General features: G+C 71.4%; 25 protein-coding genes. 9 read left to right on the top strand and 16 right to left on the bottom strand.

Annotation, left to right across the window (positions count from 1 at the left end; all coding sequences use genetic code 11):
* The first annotated feature begins 61 nt into the window (after positions 1 to 61).
* Positions 62 to 2,323, top strand: a complete 2,262-nt coding sequence (locus ACWY4P_RS37035; RefSeq protein WP_456204914.1) for an alpha-galactosidase — start codon at positions 62 to 64, stop codon at positions 2,321 to 2,323.
* Between the two features lie 39 nt (positions 2,324 to 2,362).
* Here ACWY4P_RS37035 and ACWY4P_RS37030 read toward each other — a convergent pair whose 3' ends face one another.
* Positions 2,363 to 3,391, bottom strand: coding sequence for an NADP-dependent oxidoreductase (locus ACWY4P_RS37030; protein ID WP_456204912.1), 1,029 nt, complete (start codon positions 3,389 to 3,391; stop codon positions 2,363 to 2,365).
* Positions 3,392 to 3,466: 75 nt separating this feature from the next.
* Between ACWY4P_RS37030 and ACWY4P_RS37025 the strand changes: the two genes are divergently transcribed.
* Entirely contained in the window at positions 3,467 to 3,925 is a 459-nt protein-coding gene (locus ACWY4P_RS37025; protein ID WP_456204910.1) for a MarR family winged helix-turn-helix transcriptional regulator, read from the top strand.
* 66 nt (positions 3,926 to 3,991) lie between these two features.
* Here ACWY4P_RS37025 and ACWY4P_RS37020 read toward each other — a convergent pair whose 3' ends face one another.
* The 3 genes from ACWY4P_RS37020 to ACWY4P_RS37010 all read right to left on the bottom strand — a co-directional run bounded on the left by ACWY4P_RS37020 (position 3,992) and on the right by ACWY4P_RS37010 (position 6,672).
* A complete protein-coding gene (locus tag ACWY4P_RS37020) occupies positions 3,992 to 4,816 on the bottom strand; it encodes an SCO2400 family protein (RefSeq protein ID WP_456204908.1) in 825 nt (274 codons plus the stop codon).
* 213 nt (positions 4,817 to 5,029) lie between these two features.
* Positions 5,030 to 5,899 carry an SMP-30/gluconolactonase/LRE family protein gene (locus ACWY4P_RS37015; protein ID WP_456204907.1) on the bottom strand — a complete coding sequence of 290 codons (870 nt, stop codon included), beginning with the start codon at positions 5,897 to 5,899 and terminating at the stop codon, positions 5,030 to 5,032.
* The gene (locus tag ACWY4P_RS37010; RefSeq protein WP_456204906.1) at positions 5,896 to 6,672 is read right to left on the bottom strand and encodes an IclR family transcriptional regulator; all 777 of its coding nucleotides are present in this window, start codon (positions 6,670 to 6,672) and stop codon (positions 5,896 to 5,898) included. The genes ACWY4P_RS37015 and ACWY4P_RS37010 overlap by 4 nt, the downstream gene beginning before the upstream one ends.
* A gap of 173 nt (positions 6,673 to 6,845) precedes the next feature.
* On the opposite strand from ACWY4P_RS37010, the gene ACWY4P_RS37005 reads away from it, so the two are divergent.
* Entirely contained in the window at positions 6,846 to 7,460 is a 615-nt protein-coding gene (locus tag ACWY4P_RS37005; protein ID WP_456204904.1) for a hypothetical protein, read from the top strand.
* On the opposite strand, the gene ACWY4P_RS37000 is transcribed toward ACWY4P_RS37005, so the two are convergent.
* The 6 genes from ACWY4P_RS37000 to ACWY4P_RS36975 all read right to left on the bottom strand — a co-directional run bounded on the left by ACWY4P_RS37000 (position 7,435) and on the right by ACWY4P_RS36975 (position 12,779).
* Positions 7,435 to 7,860 (bottom strand): OsmC family protein, encoded by a 426-nt coding sequence (locus tag ACWY4P_RS37000; RefSeq protein WP_456204903.1) that lies wholly within the window; start codon positions 7,858 to 7,860, stop codon positions 7,435 to 7,437. The two genes, ACWY4P_RS37005 and ACWY4P_RS37000, sit on opposite strands and share 26 nt — an antisense overlap.
* 103 nt (positions 7,861 to 7,963) lie before the next feature.
* The gene (locus ACWY4P_RS36995; protein WP_456204902.1) at positions 7,964 to 8,563 is read right to left on the bottom strand and encodes a histidine phosphatase family protein; all 600 of its coding nucleotides are present in this window, start codon (positions 8,561 to 8,563) and stop codon (positions 7,964 to 7,966) included.
* Positions 8,556 to 8,978, bottom strand: a complete 423-nt coding sequence (trxA, locus tag ACWY4P_RS36990; RefSeq protein ID WP_456204901.1) for a thioredoxin — start codon at positions 8,976 to 8,978, stop codon at positions 8,556 to 8,558. The genes ACWY4P_RS36995 and trxA overlap by 8 nt, the downstream gene beginning before the upstream one ends.
* Before the next feature lie 75 nt (positions 8,979 to 9,053).
* Positions 9,054 to 10,247 (bottom strand): AAA family ATPase, encoded by a 1,194-nt coding sequence (locus ACWY4P_RS36985; protein WP_456204900.1) that lies wholly within the window; start codon positions 10,245 to 10,247, stop codon positions 9,054 to 9,056.
* Positions 10,234 to 11,019 (bottom strand): RNA ligase family protein, encoded by a 786-nt coding sequence (locus tag ACWY4P_RS36980; protein WP_456204899.1) that lies wholly within the window; start codon positions 11,017 to 11,019, stop codon positions 10,234 to 10,236. The genes ACWY4P_RS36985 and ACWY4P_RS36980 overlap by 14 nt, the downstream gene beginning before the upstream one ends.
* A 245-nt stretch (positions 11,020 to 11,264) precedes the next feature.
* Positions 11,265 to 12,779 carry an FG-GAP and VCBS repeat-containing protein gene (locus ACWY4P_RS36975; RefSeq protein WP_456204898.1) on the bottom strand — a complete coding sequence of 505 codons (1,515 nt, stop codon included), beginning with the start codon at positions 12,777 to 12,779 and terminating at the stop codon, positions 11,265 to 11,267.
* Between the two features lie 198 nt (positions 12,780 to 12,977).
* Here ACWY4P_RS36975 and ACWY4P_RS36970 point away from each other — a divergent pair, with 198 nt between their 5' ends.
* Positions 12,978 to 13,982, top strand: a complete 1,005-nt coding sequence (locus ACWY4P_RS36970; protein WP_456204897.1) for an AraC-like ligand-binding domain-containing protein — start codon at positions 12,978 to 12,980, stop codon at positions 13,980 to 13,982.
* A 114-nt stretch (positions 13,983 to 14,096) separates the two neighbouring features.
* Here the strand turns inward: ACWY4P_RS36970 and ACWY4P_RS36965 are convergent, their stop codons facing one another.
* Entirely contained in the window at positions 14,097 to 14,717 is a 621-nt protein-coding gene (locus ACWY4P_RS36965; protein ID WP_456204896.1) for a choice-of-anchor C family protein, read from the bottom strand.
* A gap of 239 nt (positions 14,718 to 14,956) precedes the next feature.
* Between ACWY4P_RS36965 and ACWY4P_RS36960 the strand changes: the two genes are divergently transcribed.
* Positions 14,957 to 15,310, top strand: coding sequence for a DUF4333 domain-containing protein (locus ACWY4P_RS36960; protein ID WP_456204895.1), 354 nt, complete (start codon positions 14,957 to 14,959; stop codon positions 15,308 to 15,310).
* 199 nt (positions 15,311 to 15,509) lie between these two features.
* On the opposite strand, the gene ACWY4P_RS36955 is transcribed toward ACWY4P_RS36960, so the two are convergent.
* Complete coding sequence (locus ACWY4P_RS36955) at positions 15,510 to 16,181, bottom strand: hypothetical protein (protein ID WP_456204894.1); 672 nt, start codon at positions 16,179 to 16,181, stop codon at positions 15,510 to 15,512.
* Positions 16,182 to 16,841: 660 nt separating this feature from the next.
* Between ACWY4P_RS36955 and ACWY4P_RS36950 the strand changes: the two genes are divergently transcribed.
* A complete protein-coding gene (locus ACWY4P_RS36950; RefSeq protein WP_456213186.1) occupies positions 16,842 to 20,957 on the top strand; it encodes a molybdopterin-dependent oxidoreductase in 4,116 nt (1,371 codons plus the stop codon).
* A 209-nt stretch (positions 20,958 to 21,166) separates the two neighbouring features.
* On the opposite strand, the gene ACWY4P_RS36945 is transcribed toward ACWY4P_RS36950, so the two are convergent.
* Entirely contained in the window at positions 21,167 to 21,274 is a 108-nt protein-coding gene (locus ACWY4P_RS36945; RefSeq protein ID WP_456204893.1) for a pyridoxine 5'-phosphate oxidase C-terminal domain-containing protein, read from the bottom strand.
* Positions 21,275 to 21,649: 375 nt separating this feature from the next.
* Positions 21,650 to 22,996 carry a hypothetical protein gene (locus tag ACWY4P_RS36940; protein ID WP_456204892.1) on the bottom strand — a complete coding sequence of 449 codons (1,347 nt, stop codon included), beginning with the start codon at positions 22,994 to 22,996 and terminating at the stop codon, positions 21,650 to 21,652.
* Between the two features lie 754 nt (positions 22,997 to 23,750).
* Between ACWY4P_RS36940 and ACWY4P_RS36935 the strand changes: the two genes are divergently transcribed.
* The gene (locus ACWY4P_RS36935; RefSeq protein WP_456204891.1) at positions 23,751 to 24,014 is read left to right on the top strand and encodes a type II toxin-antitoxin system Phd/YefM family antitoxin; all 264 of its coding nucleotides are present in this window, start codon (positions 23,751 to 23,753) and stop codon (positions 24,012 to 24,014) included.
* Positions 24,011 to 24,265 (top strand): Txe/YoeB family addiction module toxin, encoded by a 255-nt coding sequence (locus ACWY4P_RS36930; protein ID WP_456204890.1) that lies wholly within the window; start codon positions 24,011 to 24,013, stop codon positions 24,263 to 24,265. The genes ACWY4P_RS36935 and ACWY4P_RS36930 overlap by 4 nt, the downstream gene beginning before the upstream one ends.
* Here the strand turns inward: ACWY4P_RS36930 and ACWY4P_RS36925 are convergent.
* Positions 24,237 to 24,692, bottom strand: a complete 456-nt coding sequence (locus ACWY4P_RS36925; protein WP_456204889.1) for a hypothetical protein — start codon at positions 24,690 to 24,692, stop codon at positions 24,237 to 24,239. The genes ACWY4P_RS36930 and ACWY4P_RS36925 overlap by 29 nt on opposite strands.
* 207 nt (positions 24,693 to 24,899) lie before the next feature.
* Here ACWY4P_RS36925 and ACWY4P_RS36920 point away from each other — a divergent pair, with 207 nt between their 5' ends.
* Positions 24,900 to 25,229 (top strand): hypothetical protein, encoded by a 330-nt coding sequence (locus ACWY4P_RS36920; protein ID WP_456204888.1) that lies wholly within the window; start codon positions 24,900 to 24,902, stop codon positions 25,227 to 25,229.
* Positions 25,230 to 25,593: 364 nt separating this feature from the next.
* Here ACWY4P_RS36920 and ACWY4P_RS36915 read toward each other — a convergent pair whose 3' ends face one another.
* Entirely contained in the window at positions 25,594 to 25,932 is a 339-nt protein-coding gene (locus ACWY4P_RS36915; protein WP_456204887.1) for a hypothetical protein, read from the bottom strand.
* Positions 25,933 to 26,033: the final 101 nt, after the last annotated feature.

The raw sequence follows: 26,033 nt of genomic DNA, 5'->3' as shown, positions 1-26,033 counted from the left end.
CGTGTGCCGGTATACCGAACGACGATCAGGTCCATTCCGGGCGAGTGAGGCGGGGTAACGGATGTTCGTGCTGGGAGATCTGACGGTCCGGTACCCGCGGGACCATGCGGCGGACGGTACGGGTGGGGCGGAAGGCACCGGGGCCGGAGCCGGAGCCGTGGTCGGCCTGGAGATCTTCCCGACCGCGCTCGCCGACCGCCTGGCGCCACCCCGCGACCGCCTGCCGGAGGACGCCGCCCGCCACCACCCCGACACCGGCCCCGCCCGCCACATCGAGCCGTTGGCGGCGGTGGCCCGCGCCGGAGACCCCGTACCCGAGCCCTTCGCGGGCGTCCGAACCCTGCGTCGGACGGCCACGACGGCGGCGCTGCGGCTGCGGGCGCAGCGCATCACAGAGACCACCGCAGAGGCCACCACAGAAGCCACCACAGAGACGTGCACCGAGACGGTCACCGAGATCGTCACCGAACTGTCCGACGGGCAGGGCCTGTTGGTCGTCCATCGGCTGACCCACCGCCCCGGCGACCCCTTCGTACGGATCCGCACCAGCGCCACCAACGAGGGCGACCGCCCCTTCGCCCTGGACCTGATCTCCTCCTTCACCCTCGGCGGCATCACCCCCTTCGCCGCCGACGACGCCCCCGGCCGGCTCGTCGTCCACCGCGTCCGCTCCGCCTGGAGCGCCGAGGCCCGGCTGGTCAGCACGACCGCGGAGCAACTGCACCTGGAGCGGCCCTGGGTGAACATCGGCACGGTGGCGGAGCGCTTCGGCGCGCCCGGGTCGATGCCCGCGGCGGGCTGGATGCCCTGGCTGGCCGTCGAGGACACCGAGGCCGGGGTGGTGTGGGGCGTCCAGCTGGCCGCGGGCGGCCCCTGGCAGCTGGAGCTGCTGCGCTCCCGCGACGGGCTGGCCATCGGCGGCGGCCCCGCGGACCACGACTTCGGCCACTGGCGCCGTACCCTTGCGCCCGGCGAGTCGTACGAGGCGCCCGAGGCCGTCGTCACCGCCGTCCACGGCGACCTGGACGCGCTCTGCGCGCGGCTCCTGCCCGCCTGGGCCGACCACCCGCGGCCCGGCCCCGAGCAGACGTCACCGCTGCCGGCGATGTTCAACGAGTACGCGACGACCTGGGGCAACCCCACCCACGAGCGGATCCTGGCCCTCGCCGACCGCCTCCAGGGCTCCGGCGTCCGGTACTTCGTCATCGACTGCGGCTGGTTCAGCGAGCCCGGGGAGGACTGGGGCCGCAGCCACGGCGACTGGACGCCCAGCGCGGAGCGCTTTCCGTACGGGCTCGCCGAGACCGCCCGGCAGCTGCGTGGGCGCGGCTTCGTACCCGGGCTGTGGTGGGAGCCGGAGACGACGGGCGAGCTGTCGCGGGCGTACGAGGACGCGGCGCGCCACATCGCGTACGACGGGGTCCCCGTGCACGTGTCCGCCCGCCGCTTCCTGGATCTGCGCCGGCCCGAGGTCGCCGAGCCGCTGCTGGACCGGATGACCGCGCTGCTGAGCGAGGGCGGCTTCGGCTATCTCAAGATCGACTACAACGCGCATCTGGGCCCGGGCGACGACGGCGAGAGCCTGCGCGAACTCACCGCCGCCTCCCGCGACTTCATCGCGCGCCTCTCCGCCCGGCTGCCCGACCTCGTCATCGAGAACTGCGCGGGCGGCGGCCACCGCATCGACCCCGCGTACGCCGCGCTCACCGCCGTCTCCTCGGGCTCGGACGCCTTCGAGGCCCGCGAGGCCCCGGCGATCGCGGCCGGGCTACAGCGGGTGCTGCTCCCCCGCCAGTCGCTGGTGTGGGCGACCGTACGGGCCGACGACTCCGGCGCCGCGCTCGTCTACAAGCTGGCCGCGGGCTTCCTCGGCCGGATCTGCCTGTCCGGCGACCCGGACCGGCTCGACGAGCGGCAGTGGGCGCTGGTGCGCGAGGCGCTGGACCTGTACGGGCGGGCCGCGCCGCTCATCGACGACGGGACGACGCGGCAGGGCGGCACCCGCGGGGCCGCCCTGCGCAACGCCGCCGGCTGGCAGTCCGTCGTACGGCTGTCCCCCGACGGCCGGCGCGCCCTGGTCGTCCTGCACGCCTTCGCCGACCCGGACGAGTCGTTGTCGGTACGGCTGCCGGACGAGGAAGGCGCGGGCAGCGGGACCGGCGAAGGCGGCGGGACCGGCGGGGACAGCGCGGTCAGCGGGGACTGGGCGCTGGACGCGTCGCTCCTCGCCGACGGCACCGGCGCGCTCTCCCTCGCCGGGGGTCGGCTGCGGTGGCAGCGGCCCCCGGAGTGGTCGGGCGCGGTGGCTCTGCTCAGCCGGTAGCCGCAGCCGGTCGCCCGCCCGGCGCGCCGACGCCGATGGTCAGTCGTTCAGCGCGACGATCATCTTGCCGATGTTCGCACCGCGCAGCATGCCCAGGAACGCGTCCACCGCGTTGTCGACGCCCTTGATCACCGTCTCCCGGTAGTGCAGCTTGCCCTCGCGCAGCCAGTCGCCGACCTCCTCGACGAACTGCTGCTGGAGGTGCTGGTGGTCGTTCACGAGCATGCCCTGGACGCGCAGCCGCTTGCCGATGACGAGGGCGAGGTTACGCGGGGCGGTGGGCGGCTCGGTCGCGTTGTACTGGGCGATCATGCCGCAGACGGTGATGCGTCCGTGCACGTTGAGGCTGCCGATGGCGGCCTCCAGGTGCTCGCCGCCCACGTTGTCGAAGTAGACGTCGATGCCGTCGGGCGCGGCCTCCTTGAGCTGCTCGGCGACCGGGCCGTTCTTGTAGTTGAACGCCGCGTCGAAGCCGTACTCCTCGGTCAGCAGCCTGACCTTCTCGTCGGAGCCCGCGCTGCCGATGACCCGCGAGGCGCCCTTGAGCTTGGCGATCTGGCCGACCTCGCTGCCGACCGCGCCCGCCGCGCCGGAGACGAAGACCGCGTCGCCCTCCTTGAAGGAGGCGACCTCGATCAGGCCCGCGTACGCGGTCAGGCCGGTCATGCCGAGGACGCCGAGGTAGGCGGAGAGGGGGGCGGCGGCCGGGTCCACCTTGACCGCGTGCTTGGCGTCCACCTGCGCGTACTCGCGCCAGCCGCCGAAGTGCAGGACGTGCTCGCCGACGGCGATGCCCTCCGCGTTCGAGGCGATGACCTCGCCCACGGCGCCGCCGTCCATCGGGTGGTCGAGCTTGAACGGCGGGACGTACGACTTCACGTCGTTCATCCGACCGCGCATGTACGGGTCCACCGACATGTACAGGTTGCGGACCAGCACCTGGCCGGGGCCCGGCTCGGTGACGGGGGTCTCGCGCAGCGCGAAGTCCTCCGGCTTCGGCCATCCCTCGGGACGGGCGACGAGGTGCCATTCGCGGCTGGTGGCGGGAATCTCGGGCTTGGGGGCCATGGGGTCCTCCTCATGCTTCTTATGCTTCAGGTCGTGAAACAATCATGCTGCTGGATATTTCATGATGTCAAATAAATGGGTACCCTGGTCCCCATGACCTCCAGTACCGAACCTCCTGATCCGCTGACACTCGAAGTCGTCGAGCTCATTGGCACCATCGTCGCTCGCTATCACGAGGAATACGAGATGGCCGCCGCGAAGCACTCCCTCACCGGCGCGCAGGCGCGGGTACTCGGGCTGCTGTCCCGGGGTCCGACGCCCATGCGCCGCATCGCGCAGCAGCTGAAGTGCGAGCCGTCGAACGTCACCGGGATCATCGACCGCCTGGAGGCCCGCGGCCTCGCCGAGCGCCGCCTGGACCCGGCCGACCGCCGCGTCAAGCTCGCCGCGGCGACGGACCGGGGCAAGGAGACCGCCGACCGGCTGCGCGGCTCACTCGACTTCGCGCGCGCGCCACTGGCCGGGCTGTCGAAGCAGGAGCGCACGGTACTGCGCGACCTGCTCAAGCGGACGCTCGGGATGGACCCGGTCTGATCCCCTGGCCCGGTCTGATCCTGGACCGGACCAGGCAGGGGCCAGAGCCGCCGTCGGCGGCCCTTCCTATGTGCACCACCACAGGAAGCGGTCGCAGGTCTCCGTAGGCGAGGGCGTGGGCTGGGACGGGAGCGAGGTGGTGGGGTCGGGGTCGGAGGGTGAGGTCGGGGGCCGGGTGGCCCCGCCTCCCCCGCCGCCCGTGGCGGTGGCCGTGGCCCCGCCCGTACCGCCGGCCGACGAGGAGTCGTCGGCGCTGGGCGACTTGCTGTCCTTGGGCTTCTTCTTGTCCTTGCCCGCGCCGTCCTCGTCGTCGCCCCTGCCCTCGTCCGCGCTCGCGCCGTCCGCACCCGCGGACGGCCCCGCGCTCGGCGCTCCGCTCTCGCGCGTGCGCGGTCCGCTGGAGTCCCCCTCGCCCGGGCTGCGGTCCGCCTCCGACGGCTTGTCGGGGCTGGACGAGGACGAGGGCTCATGGAAGATGCCGCCCTCCGTGGCTATCTCCGCCACGAACAACCCGGCCAGCACGGGGCCGAGCACCGACGCCATGATCGTCACCCGGCGCCCCCGCCCGCGGCGCGCACGGCGCGCCCGGCCGCCGATGATTCCGCGGGGCTTCGGCTTTCTGCGGGACGCCTTGCGCCGGTCCGCGCGGGTCGAGGCCGCGCCGGGGGCCGAGGACGGCTCGCCGTCGGCGTCCTCGCCGACGACCTCATCCTCGCCGACGACCCCGTCCTCGCCGACGTCGGCCTCGCCGCCCCTGTGGCCGTCGGCCCGGCCGTAGTCGACGGCGGCGCCTTCGGCGGCGGGGTACGCGTACTCCTCGGCGTACGCGCCGCAACCGGGGCAGGCGAGAGCGCCGTTGAGGTGGCGTCGGCAGGCAGGGCAGTAATCCATTTCGCCGGGCAGGCTATGTGCCCGGCGGGTAGCGGAGGAACCGCGGATTGTGAGGATCCTGTGCAAGGATCGATTTCGCGCCGAGCCTGCCTCCGCTTGGCCGAAATTGTCCGCCTCAGCCTCTCAGCCTCTCAGCCCCTCAGCCCCTCAGCCCCTCAGCCCCTCAGCCTCGCAGCCCCTCAGCCCGCTCAATACCTCAGCCCACTCAGCGCTTCAGCCCTTGAACGCCGGCTGCGCAAGGCCCCGCCCCGCCCCCGCGAGGACCAGCACCGACCCGGCGAGCGGCTGCTCGCCCGGGCCGAGCCCGACCCGGGCCGAGGTCACATACAGGTCGGTCAGGCCGGAGCCGCCAAAGGCGCACGCGGTCGGGCGGCGCACCGGCAGCTCGACCACCCGGTCGAGCGTGCCGTCCGGGGTGTAGCGGCGAACCGCGCCGCCGTCCCACAGCGCGACCCACACACAGCCGTCGGCGTCCACGCACAGCCCGTCGGGGAAGCCCGCGCCGTCCTCGATCCGTACGAAGGGACGGCGGCCCGTGACCCCCTCGCCCGCCACGTCGAAGACGTCGATCCGGCAGGTCGGGGTGTCGACGTAGTACATGAGGCGGCCGTCCGGGCTCCAGCCGGTGCCGTTGCTGACCGTGACGTCCGGCAGGATCTCCGTACGGGAGCCGTCCGGGGCGATCCGGGACAGCGTGCCGCCGCCCGTCGCCTCGTCGTAGCGCATGGTGCCCGCCCACAGCGAGCCGTCCGGTGCCACGGCCGCGTCGTTGCCGCGGCGGCCGGGGACCGCCTCATGGGCCAGCCAGGAGAATCCGCCGTCGGCCCCGTACAGGCCGATGCCGTCGCGGAGGTTGACCACCAGGCCGCCGCCCGCGCGGGGCTTGGCCGCGCCGACGTGCTGCTCGGTGGCCAGGACCGTGCGCCGACCGCTGGCCGGGTCGTAGGTGTGCACGCGGGACGAGAGGATGTCGACCCAGATCAGCCGCTGCGCCGCGGCGTCCCAGGTCGGGCCCTCGCCCAGCTCGGCGGCCGCCCGGACGGCGACCTCCAGCCCGTTGTCACGGGTGCTCGTGCCGCTCATGCTCCGCGCCTCCGGTGTCCGAGGCGGGCCGACAGCTCGCCCGCGCCCTTGGCGGCCAGCTCCGCCAGTTCGTCCTGCCGCTCCTCGCTCCAGCGGATCATCGGCACCGAGATGGACAGCGCCGCCACGACCTTGCCGGCCGCGTCCCGCACCGGGGCCGCCACGCAGCTCACGTCCGGGTTGGACTCGCGCTGCTCGACGGCGACGCCGCGCTCGCGGATGGTGGCGAGGTGGCGGCGCAGCTCGTGCGGGGAGGTGATGCTGTTGTCCGTCATCGCGGCCAGCGGCTTGTCCTCCGGGATGCGGGCGGCCAGGGCCTCCTCCGAAAGGGAGGCGAGCAGCATCTTGCCGACCGAGGTGCAGTGGGCGGGCAGCCGGCGGCCGGCGGCGGAGACCATGCGGACGGCGTGGGTGGAGTCGACCTTGGCGATATAGATGACGTCCACGCCCTCGAGGATGGCGACATGGACGGTCTCGTCGCAGGTCTCGGCGACGCTGCGGGCCACCTGCTGGCCCTCGGCGGCCAGGTCCAGCTGCTCGGCGTATCGGCTGCCCAGCTGGTACGGACGCACCCCGAGCCGGTAGCGACCGGGCTGGTCGGGCACTTGCACCAGGTAGGAGCGGGCGGCCAGGGTGGTCACCAGCTCATGAACCGTCGTGCGGGGCAGCCCGAGCTTGCGGGTGATCTCGGGTGCGGAGAGCGTGCCGTCCCCGTCGAGGAAGAGCTCGAGTATGTCCAGAGCCCGGGTCACCGCGGGCACCAAGCGTCCCATGTGGCTCGCCCACCCCTTCTGGTTCAGTTGGCACCATCTGTTCGAGATTCCGGCCAGCGGCCGGTATCGCGAACACAGATTACGCAGAGGTGACTTCTCCAGGCAATGGCCATGCGCCGTCCCAGAGGCCCGGGCACGCACTGCGTACGCACCGGGTACGCCACGATGGGGCCATGAACTCCGCGCTCGACCCCTCGGCCGACTCCTTTCCCACCCCCTTCCCCTTCGTGCTGGTACTGCTGCGGAGAATGGCCGATTATCACCCGGACCTGGTCGAGGGCGCACTGCGCGAGCTGGGCTTCAGCCGCTCCGTGATGCGCGAGGCCAACCGCCGCTGGCAGGCCATGCGGCGCTCGCCACGGCGCCGGTCCGCGGTCGCCCACTACCGTTCCGTGCTCGGAGCGCCCGAGACCACGGCCACCCGCCGGATCGGCGATCTGAGCTGCGAGGCGCTGAGCTGGCCGGTGCCGCTGTGGCCGGATCTGCGGTTCGAGGTGCTGACCGTGCCGGGCGGCGGGGTGTGGAACGAGTGGCTGGTGCGCGCGCCCGGCGCGGCCGGGCCCCGGCCGCGTACGGTCGAGGACCTGACGCCCTGGTCATGCACGGTGGACGAGGTGGCGGAGGCCTTCGCGCCCGCCCGGCCGATGGAGGGCTCGGCGCCCACCCGCTGGCGGCTCGGCTTCACGGCCCCGGACGGGAAAGGTGAACTCCACCACTGCGTGGCGGAGTTCACCTGGGGTCTGCTACAGCGCGTGGACGCCGTCAGGACAGCTTCGCCGAGAGGGTGATCTCCGTACCGGCGAGCGCCTGGCTCACCGGGCAGTTCTTCTTGGCCTCCTCGGCCGCCGCGACGAACGTGGCCTCGTCCACGCCCTCGACCGTGCCCTCCACGCTGAGGTGGATGCCGGTGATGCCGGTGCCCGGCTGGAAGGTGACATCGGCCTGCGTGGTCAGCTGCGTCGGCGGGGTCCCGGCCTGGGTGAGGCCGTGCGACAGCGCCATCGAGAAGCAGCTGGAGTGCGCGGCCGCGATCAGCTCCTCCGGGCTGGTCTTGCCGTTCGCCTGCTCGGCGCGGGAGGGCCAGGAGACCGGCTGCTCGCCGATCCCGGAGGAGTCGAAGGTCACCGCCCCTTTGCCCTCGGTCAGATTGCCGTGCCAGACGGTGTGCGCGGTGCGCGTCGTAGCCATGCTTCCTGCCTTCTGTGAGCTTCTGCCAGCTTCTGCGAGCCTGCTGGAATCGCCTGCGTGGGATCCACCCGCATGGATCACCTGCCGGTGATCGCCCCTGAGCCTACGACCCGGGGCCCGCGTTCCACGCGACCATGGCGGGGCGGCCGTGCTCGGTTCCGATGCGGCTGACGGTCGCCGTGTCGAGGCGGAAGAGCGCGCCTGCGGAGGGCGGCAGCCCGAGGCGGCGCGCGGTGAGGACGCGCAGGACGTGCCCGTGGGCGACGAGGACCACATCGCCGCGGTCGGCGCGCAGCTCGGGTTCGATGGCGGCGAGCACCCGGTCGACGCGGGCGCCGATCTGCTCGGGCGTCTCGCCGGGGTGCCCGGGGTCGCCCGGGGCGACCCCGTCGGTCCACAGGTTCCAGTCGGGCCTGGTGCGGTGGATCTGGTCGGTGGTGATGCCCTCGTAGCCGCCGTAGTCCCACTCGTGCAGGTCCGGCTCGGTCCGCGCCCCCTCGATGCCCGCGAGCCGGGCCGTCGCCGCGGCCCGGCTCATGGGGCTGACCAGGGCGAGCGCGATCTTGCGGTCGGCGAGCAGCGGACGCAGCGAGCGGGCCTGTTCCTCGCCGCGGGGCGTGAGCGGCAGGTCGGTCCAGCTGGTGTGTCTGCCCGACCGGCTCCACTCGGTCTCGCCGTGCCGGATCAGCAGCAGCTCACCCATGGCTGCCCGGCGCTCCCGCCTCGCCCGCCTCCGTCTTCTCCTTGGCCTCGGATGCCTCGGCGGCCTCGGCGACGGAGGCGCGGACCTCGTCCATGTCGAGGCCACGGGCCTGGCCGATGATGTCCTCCAGGGTCGGCTCGGGGAGCGCGCCGGGCTGGGCGAAGACGGCGATGTTCTCGCGCACGATCATCAGGGTCGGGATGGACTGGATGTCGAACGCGGCGGCGAGCTCGGGCTGCGCCTCGGTGTCGACCTTCGCGAAGACCAGGTCCTGGTGTTTCTCCGCGGCCCGCTCGTACACAGGCGCGAACATCCGGCACGGCCCGCACCAGGAGGCCCAGAAGTCGATCAGGACGAAGTCGTTTCCCGAGACGATCTCGTCGAAGTTGTCCTTGGTGAGTTCAACGGTGCTCATGCCTGCGCTACCTGCTTCCGTACTGTCGGCAGTGGGCTGTTCTGCAGTGGCCCGGACCGCGTCAACCAGGTCGCCTCAGGTGGTATTCCCCGCCGTGTCGATCCAGGTGACCTGGTGCGCCTCGGTGGGGTCGGGGGTCTCCCAGCGGCGGACCAGCCGGTCGATGACCGCCCCGGGCACCGGCCGGGGCCGGGCGGCGTTGCGGGCGCGCAGCACCGCGGGCGGCGCTTCGAGCGCCACCAGCTCGACCCGCCCGCCGTACGCGGCCACCAGCCCCACGCACTGCTCGCGCAGCCGCCGCGAGACGTTGGTGGCGTTCCAGACGAACGGCTCGCCCGCGCGCAGATACCCCCGCGCCGCCTCCCGAGCGGCCGCCACCACCGGGGCCTGGTCGGCCGCCGGATCCACGCCCAGCTCGGCGCGCAGCGCGTCCAGGCTGACCACGGGCAGGCCGGGACGGTGGGCGCCGATCCAGTGGTCCTTGCCCACGCCGGGCAGCCCCGACAGGACGGTCACCGTCATCCGGGTGTCGTCGTACGCGGCGTAGTCCGGGTCCCGGCCGGGGGTGCGGAAGTACTCGAAGCGGGCGTGGTCGGAGGGGAACCGGCGCGGCGTGGTCAGGCACTCCTGATCGGCGCAGTACTCGCGGTACAGGGCGACGTTCTCCAGCATCACGTCCGTGTCGCCGCAGATCCGGCCGAGGATGTCGGCCTGCGCCAGCACCGCCAGGTCGTCGTTGCTGGCCAGCAGGCTGGCCCGGAAGGCGATGCGCTCCAGATCCGGCCGCTCCAGCGCCCAGAACGGCACCTGGTGGTGCCTGACCAGGGCGGCGACGTGCTCACGCCAGGCGATGGGCGCCCCCAGCTCCCACAGCACCCTGCGGGCGATCAGCTCCCCGCGCCGGGAGTGGCCGCGGGCGGTGATCCGCCCGTCGGGGTCGGTGACGGTGCAGTCCGGCTTCGCCGCGTCGTGCAGCAGTACGGCGGCGAACAGCAGCGCCCGCCCGGCCGCGGTCCTGGCCCGCCACTCGGGCAGCCCCGCCAGCGCCTCGGCCGCCATGCGGGTGTGGGTGGCCACATCGCCCTCACCGTGGTGGGCGGCGTCCTGCGGTACGCCCGCCAGGCGGCGGATCCACGGATACGCCGCGACGATCCGCTCCCAGGGGACCGTCCAGTCCGGCGGCCCGGGGCACAGCTCCAGCAGCTCCTGAAAGGCGCCGCCTGCGGCGGACGGCTTCGCGGAAGGGCCGGGCTCCTCAGGCGCGCGCATACATCACCGCCGGGTCCCGGAGCCGGTTGGGCACGATCGGGCGGTCGAGCCAGTGCGTGCCGGAGTCCAGCACGCTGGTGAGGAAGCCGGCGCGCACCCACTTGTAGCGGCCCGCCACCACGCCGTCCTCCTCGACCTTCACATACAGGCCCTCCATGAAGTCCTCGGAGTCGGTCTCCGCGGCCACCCGCTCGGGGTCGAGCCCGCCCGCCGCGGCCGTCTCCCGCAGCGCCGCCCGCCACCCCTCCGTACGGCACGTCGACGGCCCGACGAACGCGGTCAGCGCGTCCAGGCTGCTCAGCGGCCCGGTGTGCAGCACGGGCACCGAGTGCACGGGAAGCCCCTCCAGCAGCTCGCCGCGGCGGGCGGTGGACAGGAACACGCCCTCGTCGCGGTCCAGCACGTCGAATTCGCAGAAGTAGTGCGGCAGCGCGTCGTAGTACACCGTGTGCTTGGCATAGAGCCACTCGCCGTACAGCACATAGCGGCTCCCCAGCCGCGGCCACAGCAGGTCCCGGACCAGCGCCGCCCACGCCTTGAACGGCGAGAAGTGACGCTCGCGGGGCCCGCCGGTGAGGAAATGGCCACGGCTCTGGAGCCGCAGCTCCCCGTCCGGCGTGAAGCTGATCGCCGCATTGGCGCCGTCGAGCTTCTCCTCCACCACGAGGTACCGGCCCGCGATCTCGGCGAACGGTACGGCGGCCAAGTCCTCGTCGCCGGGCTGGAGTCGGGAGCCCCGCAGATGCGGGGTCCTCGGGTACTTGCGGATCACGGGATTCTTTCTACGCCGTACGCGGTGGACCGGGCAACGAGGTTTTCGGGGCATGCGAAGACCGGACCCGCGCTGTATGGGCCCGGCCTTCTCGCGTCCGAGTCACGCGCAGCCCGCAGCGTGGATAGGACGTGTTCCACGGTAGGGCGGGCCACTGACAACGGGCGCCGACGACGGGGCGGGGACAACCAGGACACCGACGACAGGGCGCCGACGACGGGGCGCGAGGTACAGCACGGACGCCGTCACAGGCCGAGGTCGGCGACCGTGAAGCGCCCGGCGTCCTTCGTCGACAGCCCGTCGTCCACCCCCCGGAAGACCCAGAAACTCTGCGGCTTGCCGTACGCGTCGCCGGGCGTGGAGGCGATCACGTCGGCGTGTCCGTCGCCGTCGACGTCCAGCAGCGGGGGCTGCGGGCCGAAGCGGCTGAAGGCGGATGCGCCGCTGCCCCGCGAACCGGACACGCCCGGGGTGTCCAGATCGATGGCCAGTTCCCCGCTGTCCCCCTCGCCCTCGCTCCGCTTCGGGTCGTACTCGCCGCCCTTGCCGCCCTTGCCGCCCTTACCGTCCGAGGAGCCGGGGAGCAGCGTGATGCGGCCCCTGTCGCGGTCCTCGCCGGGGCTGGAGACCACCAGGTCGGGGTTGCCGTCGGCGTTGACGTCGCCGACCGCCGGGAGGTCCCCGAACCAGTCGTCGAACTGCGGGTCGCCCGGCACGCCGGGGCTCGACTGGTCGACCGTCAGGTCCGCGCGGCCCACGCCCAGGCCGGACTTCGAGCCGTGGACGACGGTGAGCCGGCCCGAGCGGGCGGCGCGCCCCTGCTCCCCCTCGCCGGTGGCCAGCAGGTCGTCGATCCCGTCGTTGTCGGCGTCCCCGGCCCTGGGCACGGTCGGCCCGTCCTGCGTCCCGAGGAGCGCACCGATGCGCTCCTCGGCCGGCCGGTGCCGCACCAGGCCCCGCGGGCCGCCCCGAAAGAAGGCGACAGAGGTGAGGTCCTGTGGGGCGGAGTCGTCCTGCTCGGCGTCGAACGAGTACGTCAGCACCACATCGGTGTGCCGGTCGCCGTCGAAGTCCCCGGTGGTGGCGCTCGCCGGGGCGGCGTAGCCGTGTTGGTCGGCGATGAAGTTCGCGGTGCGGGCGGGGGTGCGGCCGCCGTCGCCGAACGGCCCGTACAGCACCTGCCCCTTGCCGGGCCCGGACTGGTCCTCATCGTCCCGCCCCGGGACGAGCAGGTCCGCCGTCCCGTCCCCGTCGAAGTCCCCGGCCGCCGTCGCCTCCACGCCGCCCACGGTCAGCGGCCGGGGCCGCGTCAGACCGCTCCGCCCGCCGCGCAGCACCACCGTCTCCGAGGTCGACGTAGCACTCCCCTTCTCAAACGCGCGGCGCACCGTCACCAGGTCGGTGTATCCGTCGCCGTCGAGGTCGGCGCGCAGCAACGGGCCCTCGTACTGGTGGCGGTCCGACCGCTCGTCGAGGACGAGGCGCTTGTCCGGGTCGAGCCCGCGGGCCGAGCCGTAGACGACGGCCAGGCCGGGGGAGTGCGGGGTGCCGGACTTGGTCGGCGGGTTCACGAGGGTGGCGAAGTCGTCGTACCCGTCGCCGTTGAAGTCCCCCGGGGACTTGGCGATCAGACTCTTCGCGGTGGCCGCCTTGCCCCGCCGCGGCGCGTCCCCCTCCCCCGTGTCCCCCGCGTCGCCGCACCCGGACAGGAACAGGGCGGCGGCGCAGACGGTCGCGGCAGTGGGGAGGAGCGGACGCACGGCGACACCTCGTGACGGCAGACGGCGGTTTCTCCGATCATGGTCTCACCGTCGGCGCCGCGCGGTTCCCGCCATACGGCGCCGCGGCGCAACCCGCGCTCCCGGAAACCGCGTCTTGGGAGTCTGCGGTAACGGACAGAGCGGTAACGGACAGAGCGGTGACGGGCAGAGACGAATCGGCGGCGTCGAGGGGACATCATGGACATCGCGACCATGACGACGGCACGGCTGACACCGGAAGAGCGGTTCGGCTGGTGGCACGACATGACGGCTTCGACACTGATCCCGACCGCCATGGGCAGCGACCAGGCAGCGGACTTCGAGGCCTCGGCCCGGGTGCTGAACCTCGGCGACCTCCAGGTCTCCGACATGACCTACCCCATGCTGACCGTGACCCGGACCCCACGGCTGATCCAGCGCAGCGACCCCGGCTATGTGCAACTGTCGCTCACGCTCTCCGGGAACATGGGGTTATCGCAGTTCAGAAGGCAGACCCTGCTCGGCTCCGGGGATCTGGCGGTGTACAGCTCATCGGAGCCGTTCGACGGCTGGGCCAGCCCCGCGGGCAAGGCGCCGGTCCGCCAGTTGCTCCTGCATCTGCCCCGGGCGGCCTTTCCGCTGACCGCACGGCAGGTGGACCACCTCGCGGCCACCCGGATACCCGGCGGCGAGGGATTCGCATCGCTGCTCACCCAGTTCCTCACACACATCGCCCGCAATCCGCAGCAGTTCGGCCCCCAGGACGCGGCCCGGCTGTCCACCACCCTGATCGACCTGCTCGCCCACACCATCGCCCAGCGGCTCGACGCCCTCTCCGCCCTGCCGCCCGAGAGCCGGGAGCGCTCCCTGCTCCTCCAGGTCCAGGCCTTCATCCGCGAACACCTGCACGACCCCGGCCTCACCCCGGCCGCCGTCGCCGCGGCCCACCACATCTCCCCCCGCTCGCTCCACCGCCTCTTCCAGCGGCACGGCCTGACCGTGGCGTCCTGGATCCGCAACCAACGCCTCGAACGCTGCCGCCGCGACCTCGCCGACCCCCGGCTCGCCGCGCGGCCGATCCAGGCCACCGCCGCGAACTGGGGGTTCTCCCGCCCCGGCGACTTCACCCGCGCCTTCCGGGGCGCCTATGGCATGTCGCCGAGCGAATACCGCCACGCCTTGAGCGGTGGCGCGGAGCGCCAGACGGCGCCTCCCGTCCGGTGACGACCGCCAGGCGCTGCGGCCACCCGACACCGGACGGGAGGCGCCCCGGCGAGCGACGACGATCAGCCGCGCGGGCGCGCGGCGATGGGGACGCCGCCGGTGACCCGCCTGCCCTTACTTCGAGCAGTCACACGGAGGGCAGGTCTCGACCCGTACGTCATCGATGACCGGGCCGTAGGCGCCGCCCACCGTGCTGGCGAAGCCGAGCGTCGTCGTGTTGTTGTTCGCCACGAACGTGACCTCGCGGGTGACGTAGCCCATGTTCGTACGGCTCGTGCCCGTGGAGTTGAACGAGAAGTCCTGGAAGTTCTGCCCGTCGATCAGCACCCTCCCCGTCTTCACCACCGGACCACCTTCGGGATTCGCGGCGAGCGAATACCTCACCGTGTACTTCCGCCCAGCCCTCGTCGAGAAGGTCTGCGCCACCGCTCCCGACTGGACCGCGTTGAGATCGACGGACTGGTTCCCCTCGGCTGCCTGCCAGAATCCGGCGCCGATCAAGTCCACGGCCCCGCTGGTGACCTTCCACGGGCCGATGGACTGGCCGCTGGAGAGTGTCGAGAACGCGTTCGCGGGCGCCGTGGGGTACTCGAAGCTGCCGTCATCGAACCGGCTGACCGTCGCGGTGGCGGGGGCGGCCGGGGCGGCCGCCAGCGCCGTACCGGAGGCGGCCAGCAGCCCGACCACGGCAATCGCGGTGACGGCAGAAGTGACGGCAGAGCGGGAAACCACCATGTATTTCCTCCTGAAAGGTGAAGGTCGGTGGAACGCGCTCGACCTTTCCACCGCGCAGAAGGCGCCAGGAAGGCTCGCATACAGGAGTGCGGACGTGCCGGGCATCGCCCGGTGACCGCTCGCGCCACCTCGCACACCAATGCCCCCTGCCAGGAAGCCCCTCGAAGGCGCCCGAAGCACCCTGTCAAGTATGCTTCCAGCCGCTTCTTGTCATGTCCCCCCACAAACCGGAGTCCAGCATGACCACAGCCCGGTTGTCCGCGGCAACTTCGATCCTCTCGGCCGTAGCCGCAGGCGTGCTGCTCGTCGGCTGCTCGGCCTCGGTCAAGGTCGAAAAGTCCACGCCGAAGCTGTCTGCGGACAAGCTGGCCACCGCAGTCGCCGAAAAGCTCGCCGCCACAACGGGTCAGCCGAAGCCGCGCATCGCCTGTCCCGAGGACCTCGTCGGCAAGGTCGGCAACACCACCCGGTGCAAACTCACCGCGGACGACGGCAGCACCCTGGGCGTATCGGTCACGGTGTCCTCCGTCAAGGGAGACCAGATCAACTTCGACATCAAGGCCGACGACACGCCTTCCCCGGCTGCGAGCTGACCATCGCGCCGTCCACGAAGGCGCTGACCGTCGGTGGGGCAACGAGGATCGCTGTCTCCATACCAACCCCCCACACGAGTCGCTCCACAAGCTAGTCCGGCCCACCCGGGACCGGTCCCGAGTCACGCTCGCCGCCACTCGCACGGGGACGAGACCCGGGGGCGGGTACCCATGCACCCCGGGCCGTCCACGGACCTTCTTAGAACAGGCGGTTCAGGCGGAGCGACAGGTAGCAGCCGCCGGCGCGGCCGTCGGTGTCGTCGCTCAGTGTCACGGGGTGGCCCTCATAGGCCGTGTCGTAGCTGCCCTGCGGGATGTAGTTCTTGCACTGTCCCGAGGCGTCGCGGCCACCGTCGCCGTAGAACTGCACATCGAGGCCGATGTCCGAGCGTCCGGACAGGGTGAAGGTGAGGTTGCACCAGCCCGCCCGGCCGTCGGTGTCCACCCGGATGTTGTCGCCGAACGTCTTGAACGGCTTGACCGGGATCGCGTGCGAGCCCCCGTTCTCGCACTGGCTTTCGTCGCTGCCGGGCTCTGCCGTCCAGGTGTAGGTGACGGTCAGGCCCGCGAGGGAGTTCGACGGGTCGTAGATGCCGAAAGCCAGCTGGCAGCCGCCCGCGCGGTTGTCGGTGTCCAGGCGGATGGTGGAGGTCCAGTCGGGTGCGCTGACCCACCGCTCCGGCGGATTCGTCGGCCCGTCGCACTGGCCGTCTCCGTCGGGGTAGAACCGAACCCCCAGTTCGGGCGCGGCGTTGGCCGAGGACGGCGCCGCGTTGGCCGACGTGGCCGACAGGCCGGTCACCATCAGTAAGCCGACCGCCAGCGCGGACGCCACTCGGGCCGATCTGCTGCCCAGCTTCAGCTTTCTCACGTGTGTCTCCCAGGATGTCTTCGGTTGATCCGGAAAAGGTGCCGAACCGTTCCACGAGCGTGAATGACCATCACTGAATTCCCGTTTGTGCGATGGAGCAGAGAGGAACAGGGCGAAACTGAGGTGGATCAGACGGGGGAGGGCGGAATAGGGCCCTCCAAATCGAGGCGCCGCGCCGACAGCGCGCGGCGACGACGGCAAATTATCCCGGGCACATCAGGACAAGTGGCAAGGTCGATATCGGCCAGGTACGTGGCGGGCGGAGACGAACAGGCCACGGTCGGGAAACACCGCGTACTGCCGCGCGGCACTGCTCACGACGGCTCGGCTGTCAATGAGGCATTGCGCATGATCGCTCCGTACACACCTCGGGACGCTGACTCGTCAAGCCGCAACCGCACGTCGGGCGGGGAAGGCGAGGTGTTCCTCGCACAGCTCACGGGCGCCTGCCAGGCCCTGAGAGGTGGGCTTAACCCCTGGTGATCGGCCGGAGAGACCCCCGCGTAATGAGCGGTCCGTACGGTCACGGAAGGTGGGCCCAGGCCGAACGCAGGAAGCCGAACACAGGAAAAGGAGGCGCCCGTGGTCGCGCCGGGCTCGCGGAGCGAGGATACGACGAAGGTCCGGACGGTCTGCTCCTACTGCGGGGTGGGCTGCGGCATGGTCCTCGACGTCGGCAGGGGGCCGGACGGCCGCCGTACGGTCCTGAAGGTATCCGGGGACAAGGAGCACCCGGCGAACTTCGGCCGGCTGTGCACCAAGGGCGCCACCACGGCCGACATGCTCGCCGCCCCGGGGCGCCTGACCACGGCGCTCCGTCGTCCGCGGCGCGGGGAAGAGCCGGTGCCGACGTCCAGGGACGAGGCGATCGCCGAGACCGCCCGCCGCCTGCGGGCGATCATCGACGAGCACGGTCCCGACGCCGTCGCCCTCTACGTCTCCGGCCAGATGAGTCTGGAGGCGCAGTACCTCACGAACAAGCTGGCCAAGGGCTTCATCCGCACCAACCAGATCGAGTCGAACTCCCGGCTGTGCATGGCCAGCGCCGGCACCGGTTACAAGCTGTCGCTGGGCGCGGACGGACCGCCGGGCTCCTACCAGGACTTCGACAAGGCGGATGTCTTCTTCGTCATCGGCTCCAACATGGCCGACTGCCATCCGGTCCTCTTCCTGCGCATGATGGACCGGGTGAAGTCGGCGGGCGCCAAGCTGATCGTCGTCGACCCGCGCCGCACTGCCACCGCAGCCAAGGCCGACCTGTTCCTGCAGGTCAAGCCGGGTACGGACCTGGCGCTGCTGAACGGGCTGCTGCACCTGCTGCACGCGAACGGACACACGGACGCGGAGTTCATCGCCGCGCACACCGAGGACTGGGAGTCGCTGCCGGACTTCCTCGCCGACTATCCGTCCGCCACCGTCGCGGAGATCACCGGCATCCCGGAGGACGACATCCGGGAGGCTGCGCGGCTCATCGGCGAGGCAGGGGAATGGATGAGCTGCTGGACGATGGGCCTGAACCAGTCAACCCACGGCACCTGGAACACCAACGCGCTGGTCAACCTGCATCTCGCCACGGGCGCCATCTGCCGCCCGGGCAGCGGGCCGTTCTCCCTCACCGGCCAGCCCAATGCCATGGGCGGCCGGGAGATGGGCTACATGGGGCCGGGACTGCCCGGACAGCGGTCGGTGCTCGCCGACGCCGACCGGGCCTTCGCCGAGAAGCTGTGGGAGCTGGAGCCGGGCGCACTGCGCGCCGACGGAGTCGGCAAGGGCACGGTCGAGATGTTCCAGAAGATGGCCGACGGGGACATCAAGGCGTGCTGGATCATCTGTACCAACCCGGTCGCCTCCGTCGCGAACCGCAAGACGGTCATCGAGGGCTTGGAGGCCGCCGAGTTCGTCATCGCGCAGGACGTGTTCGCCGAGACGGAGACGAACGCGTACGCCGATGTCGTACTGCCCGGCGCGCTGTGGACCGAGACCGAGGGCGTTCTGGTCAACAGCGAGCGCAACCTCACCCTCGCCCGGCCGGCCGCCGATCCGCCCGGCGAGGCGATGGCGGATTGGCGGATCATCGCCGCCGTGGCCCGCGCGATGGGGTACGGGAAGGGTTTCGCGTACGACAGTGCCGAGGAGGTCTTCGAGGAGATCAAGCGCGCCTGGAACCCGGTGACCGGCTGGGACCTGCGCGGCGTGAGCTACGAGCGACTGCGCTCCACCCCGGTGCAGTGGCCTGCCCCGAGCGCCGAGGGATCCGACCGCAATCCGATCCGGTACGTCGCCGAGAACGGCTCGCTGACCTTCCCGACCCCGAGCGGCCGTGCGGTCTTCTACGCCCGCCCGCACATCCCCGCGGCGGAGCTGCCCGATGACGACTACCCGTACGTACTCAACACCGGCCGCCTCCAGCACCAGTGGCACACCCTGACCAAGACGGCCAAGGTGCCCAGGCTGAACAAGCTCAACCCCCGCCCCTTCGTGGAAGTGCACCCGCAGGACGCGGCCGAGCTGGGCATCGCCGAGGGGGATTCGGTGGAGGTCGCCTCGCGGCGCGGCCGGGCTGTGCTGCCCGCGGTGGTCACCGACCGGGTGCGGCCGGGCTGCTGTTTCGCGCCGTTCCACTGGAACGACCTGTTCGGGGAGTACCTGAGCGTCAACGCGGTGACCAGCGACGCCGTCGATCCGCTTTCGTTCCAGCCCGAGTTCAAGGTGTGCGCGGTTTCGCTGACCAAGGTGGCCACCCCGGTGACGGTGCAGGCTCCGGCCCTGGTGAGCGCACAGCCCACGGCCTCGGCGCCCACCGAAAGCCCGGCGGTCCCCCCGCCGCCCGCCGCCCTTCCCACCGCTGCCGCCCCCACCCCGTTCGGGCTGGCACCCGCGCCGCCGCCAGTCCTGGCCGAAGACGAACGCCGCTACCTGACCGGCTTCCTCGCCGGTATCCCGTCCGGCGCCCCCGGCGTGCCGGTCCTGCCGCCGGACGCCCCGTTCAGCCCGGAGCACCTGCTGTGGGTGAACGGCGTGCTGGCCGGGATGTACTCCAGAACCGAGAGAACCGAGCCGCCCCATTCCGCGGCACACGACCCCGGCGGCTCCCTGGTGTCGTCCTCCCCATCCGCGGACGCTCCGCGCCGCCACGTCGTGGTCCTCTGGGCGTCCCAGACCGGGAACGCCGAGGAGTTCGCGACCGCCACGGCCGAGCGGCTCACCACGGACGGCCACCCCGCCACCCACCTGTCGATGGACGAGGCCGACCCCGCCGCGCTGCCGTCCGACGCCGACCTGCTGCTGATCACAAGCACCTTCGGTGACGGCGACGCCCCGGACAACGGCGCCGGGTTCTGGGATGCCCTCACCTCACCCGATGCCCCACGCCTGAAGGGCAGCCGCTACGCCGTCCTGGCCTTCGGCGACTCCTCGTACGATGACTTCTGCGGCCATGGCCGCCGCCTCGACCGCCGTATGGAAGAACTGGGCGCGGTGCGGCTGGCCCCGCGCACCGACTGCGAACCGGACTACGAGGTCGACGCCGGGGCCTGGCTCGACCAGATACTCACCGCGCTGAAGGGCACGGAGCAACCGGCACTCGCCCCGGCCCCCGCGGCCGAGACGGCTCCCCGACCGAGCCGTCCCGCCACCGCCCCAGCCCCAGCCCCAGCCACCGCCACCGCCACCGCCCGCCTGACCGGCAACCGTCCGCTGAGTCTGCCGGGCGCGGGCAAGGAGGTCCGCCGCTTCACCTTCGACACCCGCGACAGCGAGATCCCGCTGGCCTACGAGGCCGGTGACGCCCTGGCGGTGCACCCTCTCAACTGGCCGGACCTCGTGACGGAGTGGCTGGCCGTCACCGGCCTCGACGCGGATACGGCCGTTCAGGTCAGGAGCGTCGGAGAGGTACCCTTCGCCGAGGCCCTGCTGCGTCACCTGGCCATCACCCGCATCACCCCCGACCTGCTGCGCTTCGTCGCCGATCGAGCCCGCGACCCGCGTGAGGCGCGGAAGCTGCTGCGGCCGGACAACAAGGGCGAGTTGGCTCAGTGGTCCTGGGGACGCCAGGCCGTGGACGTGGTCGCCGAGTTCGGCATCCGGGCCGGGGCGCAGGAGTGGGCCGATGTGCTGGGGCGCCTGCAACCCCGCCTGTACTCCATATCGTCCAGCCCTCTGACCGACCCACACCTGGTGTCGCTGACGGTCTCCGTCGTCCGCTACGAGAACCTGGGCGGCCGCCCCCGCCAGGGCGTCTGCTCCCCCTTCCTCGCCGACGCCGAGCCGGGGACCCCGGTGCCGGTCCGCGTCCAGCGCGCGCCGCACTTCCGCCCGCCCGCCGATCCCGCCACTCCGGCGGTGATGGTCGGCCCCGGCACCGGTATCGCGCCCTTCATCGGCTTCCTGGAGGAGCGAAGGGCCCGCGGCCACCGCGCCCCGAACTGGCTGTTCTTCGGCGAACAGCACCGGGCAACCGACTTCTACTACGAGGAGGAGCTGACCGCGTTCCTCACCGAGTCCACCCTCACCCGCCTGGACACCGCCTTCTCCCGCGACCAGCGCGCCAAGGTCTACGTCCAGGACCGCATGCGCGAACACGGCCCCCTGCTGTGGTCCTGGCTCCAGGACGGCGCCCACTTCTACGTCTGCGGCGATGCCTCCCGCATGGCCAAGGACGTCGACCAGGCCCTGCGGGACATCGCCACCGCCCACGGCGGCCTGAGCGAGGCCGAGGCGGCGGCCTACGTCAAGCAGCTCGCCGCCGACAAACGCTACCTGCGCGACGTCTACTGACCACGGCCGGGCGGGGAGGCCGGTGGGCGTCCCGGTCACAGAGCCGGGCCGTCGCCCTCCCGCTCTTGGTGGGAGTAGCGTCGCTCCTGCCGGGGGTCACCGATGTTGTGGTGCGCGGCGAGGTCCCACCGCACGCAGCCGGAGTGCCACGGTGCTGTCCCCCGCCTGATCGTCAGCCCCTGAGTCCTCCTCGCCGCCGTGGCGGCGGCTCAGGGCCACAGCAGCTCGTGTTGCCACGCGCCCCGGCCGACGGCGGCGTCCCTGCGATACACCACGCGGTGGTGGACCCGGTCGACGCTCGCCTCCCAGAACTCCACCTCGGTGAAGGTGGGCGGCGAGGCGGGATGCGCGGCCGCGTTCGGCGAAGTCGGACTCCGAGGCGGCCCGGCCCACGCCCGCCGCGGTGCCCACGATCCGCACCTGCCGTCCGACAGCCGGCCGGTAGAAGTGGGCCGACACGTTCGCGTTCGCCGCGCGCATCGCCTCATTCACGCGCCAGGACCCTACCTGTACGAACTCCGTTGCGCGGCACGGTTGGTGTATGCCCAGGCGAAGGCCGCGCGGCTCTTCGCGGAGATCGAGGAGCGCGGGCTGGTGGCGCCGGGCGAAGGGGAACGAGCGGTCAACCTTGCGGCACGTCGTCCGGCGGGCGCACCGACCCGGGAGGCCGCCGGGCGCGGTCGGCGGATGCGTCAGAAATCTCCGCCGAAGCCGCCGCCGTCGCCGAAGCCGCCACCGCCCCCGAAGTCACCCGGGTCGAAATCGCCACCGGAGTACTCGCCGCCTTGCGGGCTCGCATCCCCGCCGTCGCCGAACTCGTTCCCGTACGCGTAGGAGGATCCCATCAGGTTGCCGAGCATCGTGCCCACCAGCAGGCCCGGCAGCAGCCCGCCACCGAAGTAGCCGTACGCCCAGGGGGCGTAGGTAGGCCCGCTCTCCCAGTAGGGGCGCTGCCCTTGCGGCGTGCTCACCTCCCTGATCCAGGGTTCCTGTCCGTCGGCCAGTCGGGTCGCGTCCGCCGCGCACGCCGGAACGGTCCGTTCGGACCCACCCGGCGGGGCCCACCGCACGTCCTCCGCCGAGGGGCCGTGCCGCGGGTCGAAGAAGCACGGAGGCCGACGCTCCGGCAGCGGTCCGCCCGCCATCCGGGCCTCAAGGGTGACGAGTGCAAATCGGCCCTGCTCCAGCGCCCGGCTCACGCCTTCGACATCCTCCGGGCGCCGCGCCGACCCCATCGTCGCCTTGGCCCTTTCGTAGCAGTCCAGGGCTTGGTCGTAATCCGCGAGCATCGCGTCATCCGCCTTCGCGGTGACCGGGTCGAAGCCGATCCGGCTCAACTCCTCGCCGAAGGCGGTAATGTCCTCGTCCACCACCGGCCGAAGGGCCTCCAGCCGGGCCCGCTCCGCCTGCTCCCGGCGCCTCAGGCCGCGCCTGCGCAGCAGGAGGAGGCCACCGACGACGACCGCCAGCACACCCACGGCGGTGAGCAGGTTCGCCCATCCGGGGGCGCGGCCGTCCGCGGACGAGCCACTGCTCCAGGTGGTCGGCGCCTCGCCTCTGGCCTGCTGTACGGCCTGGTCGACGAAGCCGATGATCATTGCCCTGACGTCGCCCGGGTCGGAGCGCTGCACCGCGCCGGTCAGGTTCTGCACGGCCTGGTGCGACATCACCGAGCGGTCCGCGCCCGCGTCGAAGCGGTCACCGAGCGCGACCGCGTACACGCCGGTGATGCCGACCTTGGTCCGCAGATCCTGGAGCAAGGTCGCCCGGTCGAACTCCTGGGAGGCGGGGAACACGGCGACGAGGACCGGTTTGCCGGCCTTCTCGATCTTCTTCGACAGGGCGTCGGCGTCGGAACGGGGCAGGATGTCCTGGGCCCGCGGATCTACGTGGACCGGCCCATTTCGCAGAGCTCTGGCAGCGTTGTCGAGACCGTCCGCGCCTCGTGCTCCGGGGTTTGCCGCGACGGCGAGGAGGAACGCGGCGACGACCATGGCGAGCACCGGGACGAGACGGAAGACGCTTTGTATCGCCTTCATGTGTACGACGCTAGTTCAATTCCCATATTACGGACATATTTGGCTCGCTAGGGTGCCCGAGACCGAGGTCGGCTGCGGTGACTTTGCCTTCGACCGCTCGGCAACGCCGGTCGAGACCGGCGGCGGGATTCGAACCCGCGAGGTTGTGATCCAGGAGTATCCGCTGCCTGCGCTCAGCCGCGGGGCCGACGGGGAGGCCGGCGCCAGCGAGGGCGTCGCTGCCCCGGCCGAAGGTCAGCACGTCTCGCAGGGCGCCTCGGATGTCGTCGGCGATCCCGAAAGCCCAGCGGGTTGTCGGTGTGGTCACCCTCGCGCCACAGGTCGCGGCCCTCGCCATGGACGGCAACCGGCGAGCGGTGGAGGCCTCCACGGTCTCCGTCGGCCCCGCCGCAAGCAGCCCAGGCGACTGCTGCGCGCCACCCCCCGACACCACGCAAGATGTCTGCTTTGATCGGAAATCGGCGCCCTCAACCCTGTCCCCACGATCATGAAATCATGATCACCGCAGGTCACCAGGGCCCTGACATGCTCGCCCCTTGCCTGTCCGCTCCTATCCTTGCGTCCCGAACACGTCCCGAATACGTCCCGGACGGACTGGGAGGCGGCGTTGCGGGAGGGTCGGGCCAGGCGAGTGGAGCACTTCGAACCCGCTCCGCAGCTCGCGGAACGGTCCTCAGGTCAGGTCGGCAGCGATCAGTGGACCCGACGAGATTCGTACGATATCTTGTACAAGTAGAGAGGGGAGGCGGCAACCATGTCCATCACCGCCAGCGAGGCGCGCCAGAACCTGTTCCCGCTGATCGAGCAGGTCAACGAGGATCACGCCCCGGTTCACATCACCTCCCGCAAGGGCAACGCCATCCTGATGTCCGAAGAGGACTTCAACTCCTGGACGGAGACGGTGCATCTCCTGCGCTCCCCTAAGAACGCCCGTCGCCTACTGGACTCCATCGCCGAGGCGGAGGCCGGCGAGGCTCAGCAGCATGAGTTGATCGACCCCGACGCGGGGCGTGCGTGAAGGTCTCGTTCACGCCGCACGCCTGGGAGGACTACACCTACCGGGCCGAAAACGACCGCAAGATGGTCAAGCGCATCAACAAGCTGATCGACGACACGACGCGCGATCCCTTCAAGGGCATCGGCAAGCCGGAGCCTCTGAAGGGTGATCTTTCGGACTACTGGTCCCGGAGAATCGACGACACGCATCGGCTCGTGTACAAGCCGACCGACGACGAGTTGATCATCGTCCAGGCCCGGTACCACTACTGACACGCACGGAGCCGGTCGGCTCTGTGAACCCGGTCGACGTCCGCGGCCGAACGGTGCCGTCGCCGCACTCGCCCAGACCACGAACGCCTTCTCTCACCTGGCACGCCTGGCGGACAGGGCCACCGCGGCGACGGCTTCCCCGCCTGGCACGAACCGCGTAGTTCGAGCCGCCTCCGATGGCGGGTGCGACACTCTGTGGGAGGGCGTTGGCGATGTTGAACAGTCCCATGCCCTTGACGGCTTCGGTCTCGCTGTCGGGCAGGACGGAGACGACCAGCGCGTAGTCGACGCCCACGTAGACGTCCTGCCCCAGGCTGGCGACGGCGAACACCAAGACGCGATCACCGCTCTCACCGCCGCGGCAGCACAGGCCGAGGCCCGCCTCGTGCGTGACGCCGTCGCCCTCCTGGACGGACAGCCGCCTCACGAGACCTGAACATCCCGCCCTTCGGCCCGGCGGTAACACCGCGACCCTTTCCCACCACGGCTACGTCCACCCCGGCCGAACGCCCTCATTGATCCCTCTTCGGCACAGCCCGCACAGGCGCCGACTGCGCGGTTGTTCGGCCTGGGCGCACCGCTCGACGCTTGCGCTTCCCGGCCCGTTCGATCACGCTCGACCAAGGAGTCACCTGTGTCCGCACCCGCACCCAACGCCGCGCCCGGCGCGCCCGGCGGCACCGAAACCAGTCCGGAACGATCCGCCCGGCTGACCGGCCAGCGTGTCAGCGGCGCCTTCACCACGACCGAACCGCTTCCCCATCCGGGACGACGCATCGCCTCCCTACCCCCGGCCCCAAACGCGCGACCTGCGCTGCATGCTCACTTTGCCAGGAATCAGCGTCCCGAATTCCGTCTTGTCGATCTTGAAATCATGATCGAGCAGGGTCGCCAAACTCCTTCCGTCATCGCCTCTGCCCAGCTAAGAGCCTGGCCAGAGGGTTTCTGCTCGCATAGCGCGTGATGGGGCGGGTGGGACTCGAACCCACGGCCGACGGATTATGAGTCCTTTGAGGATCGTCCGCGATCTTCCCGATCCTTCCTCATGCTTCCCGTTTCCGCAGGTCAGAGCCGCATTTCCGTCCGGCAAGGACGTGGCCTTTCCTGATCTTTCCTGGTCGTTCCGGCCCCCTAGCCGGCCCCTGGGCCCCTCTTGGGCCCCTGCGAGGGCCCCTCTCCCCGGGCGCCTGGAGGCTGGCCACTGCTATGAGCAGGGGCTTACCGAACAAGAACCTCGTACTGGTGAGCTCGCGTATTCAGTTGGCACCAATTCCTGGATGAGGCAGGGGTGACGGTGACCGTGTGTGGTTGCCAGGGCCGCTTGCGGCTCATGGCTGCCGCCACTGCACCGCGAATGCGCAGGCCGGGTTCTGAGTGAAGATCGCAGAGGCAATGTCGGGGCCCAGTCCGTTCTCGATCCGGGGACACAGGGCACTCAACAGGAGCGAAACGATCACCGGACAGGGTTCCAACAGACTGCGATGGCGCGCCAGACCACCCCGAGCAGCAACGATGAGTTTCCGAACAGCGCAGGCACAGACCGCCCCGGCGGCATAAGAGCCCTCCAGGGGGTGCGGCGGCGAGAGCCGCATATCGGAGCGCATGCGGGTCAACTCCCGCGCGACCAGCTCGGCTTCCTGCGGATCGCAGGCGAACTTCCCGGCCATCGGCTCGTGACCTCCCCCGTGAGATCTTTACGTGATGGCACCACTGGATAACCTGCTGCAAGGCCAGCGCGCGGGGCGTCGGCCGGTCGGGCGTGAGGAGC

Source organism: Streptomyces sp. LZ34, from assembly GCF_053890475.1.
The sequence above is the reverse complement of the archived record's forward strand: the minus strand, read 5'-3'. Positions and strand labels throughout refer to the sequence as shown.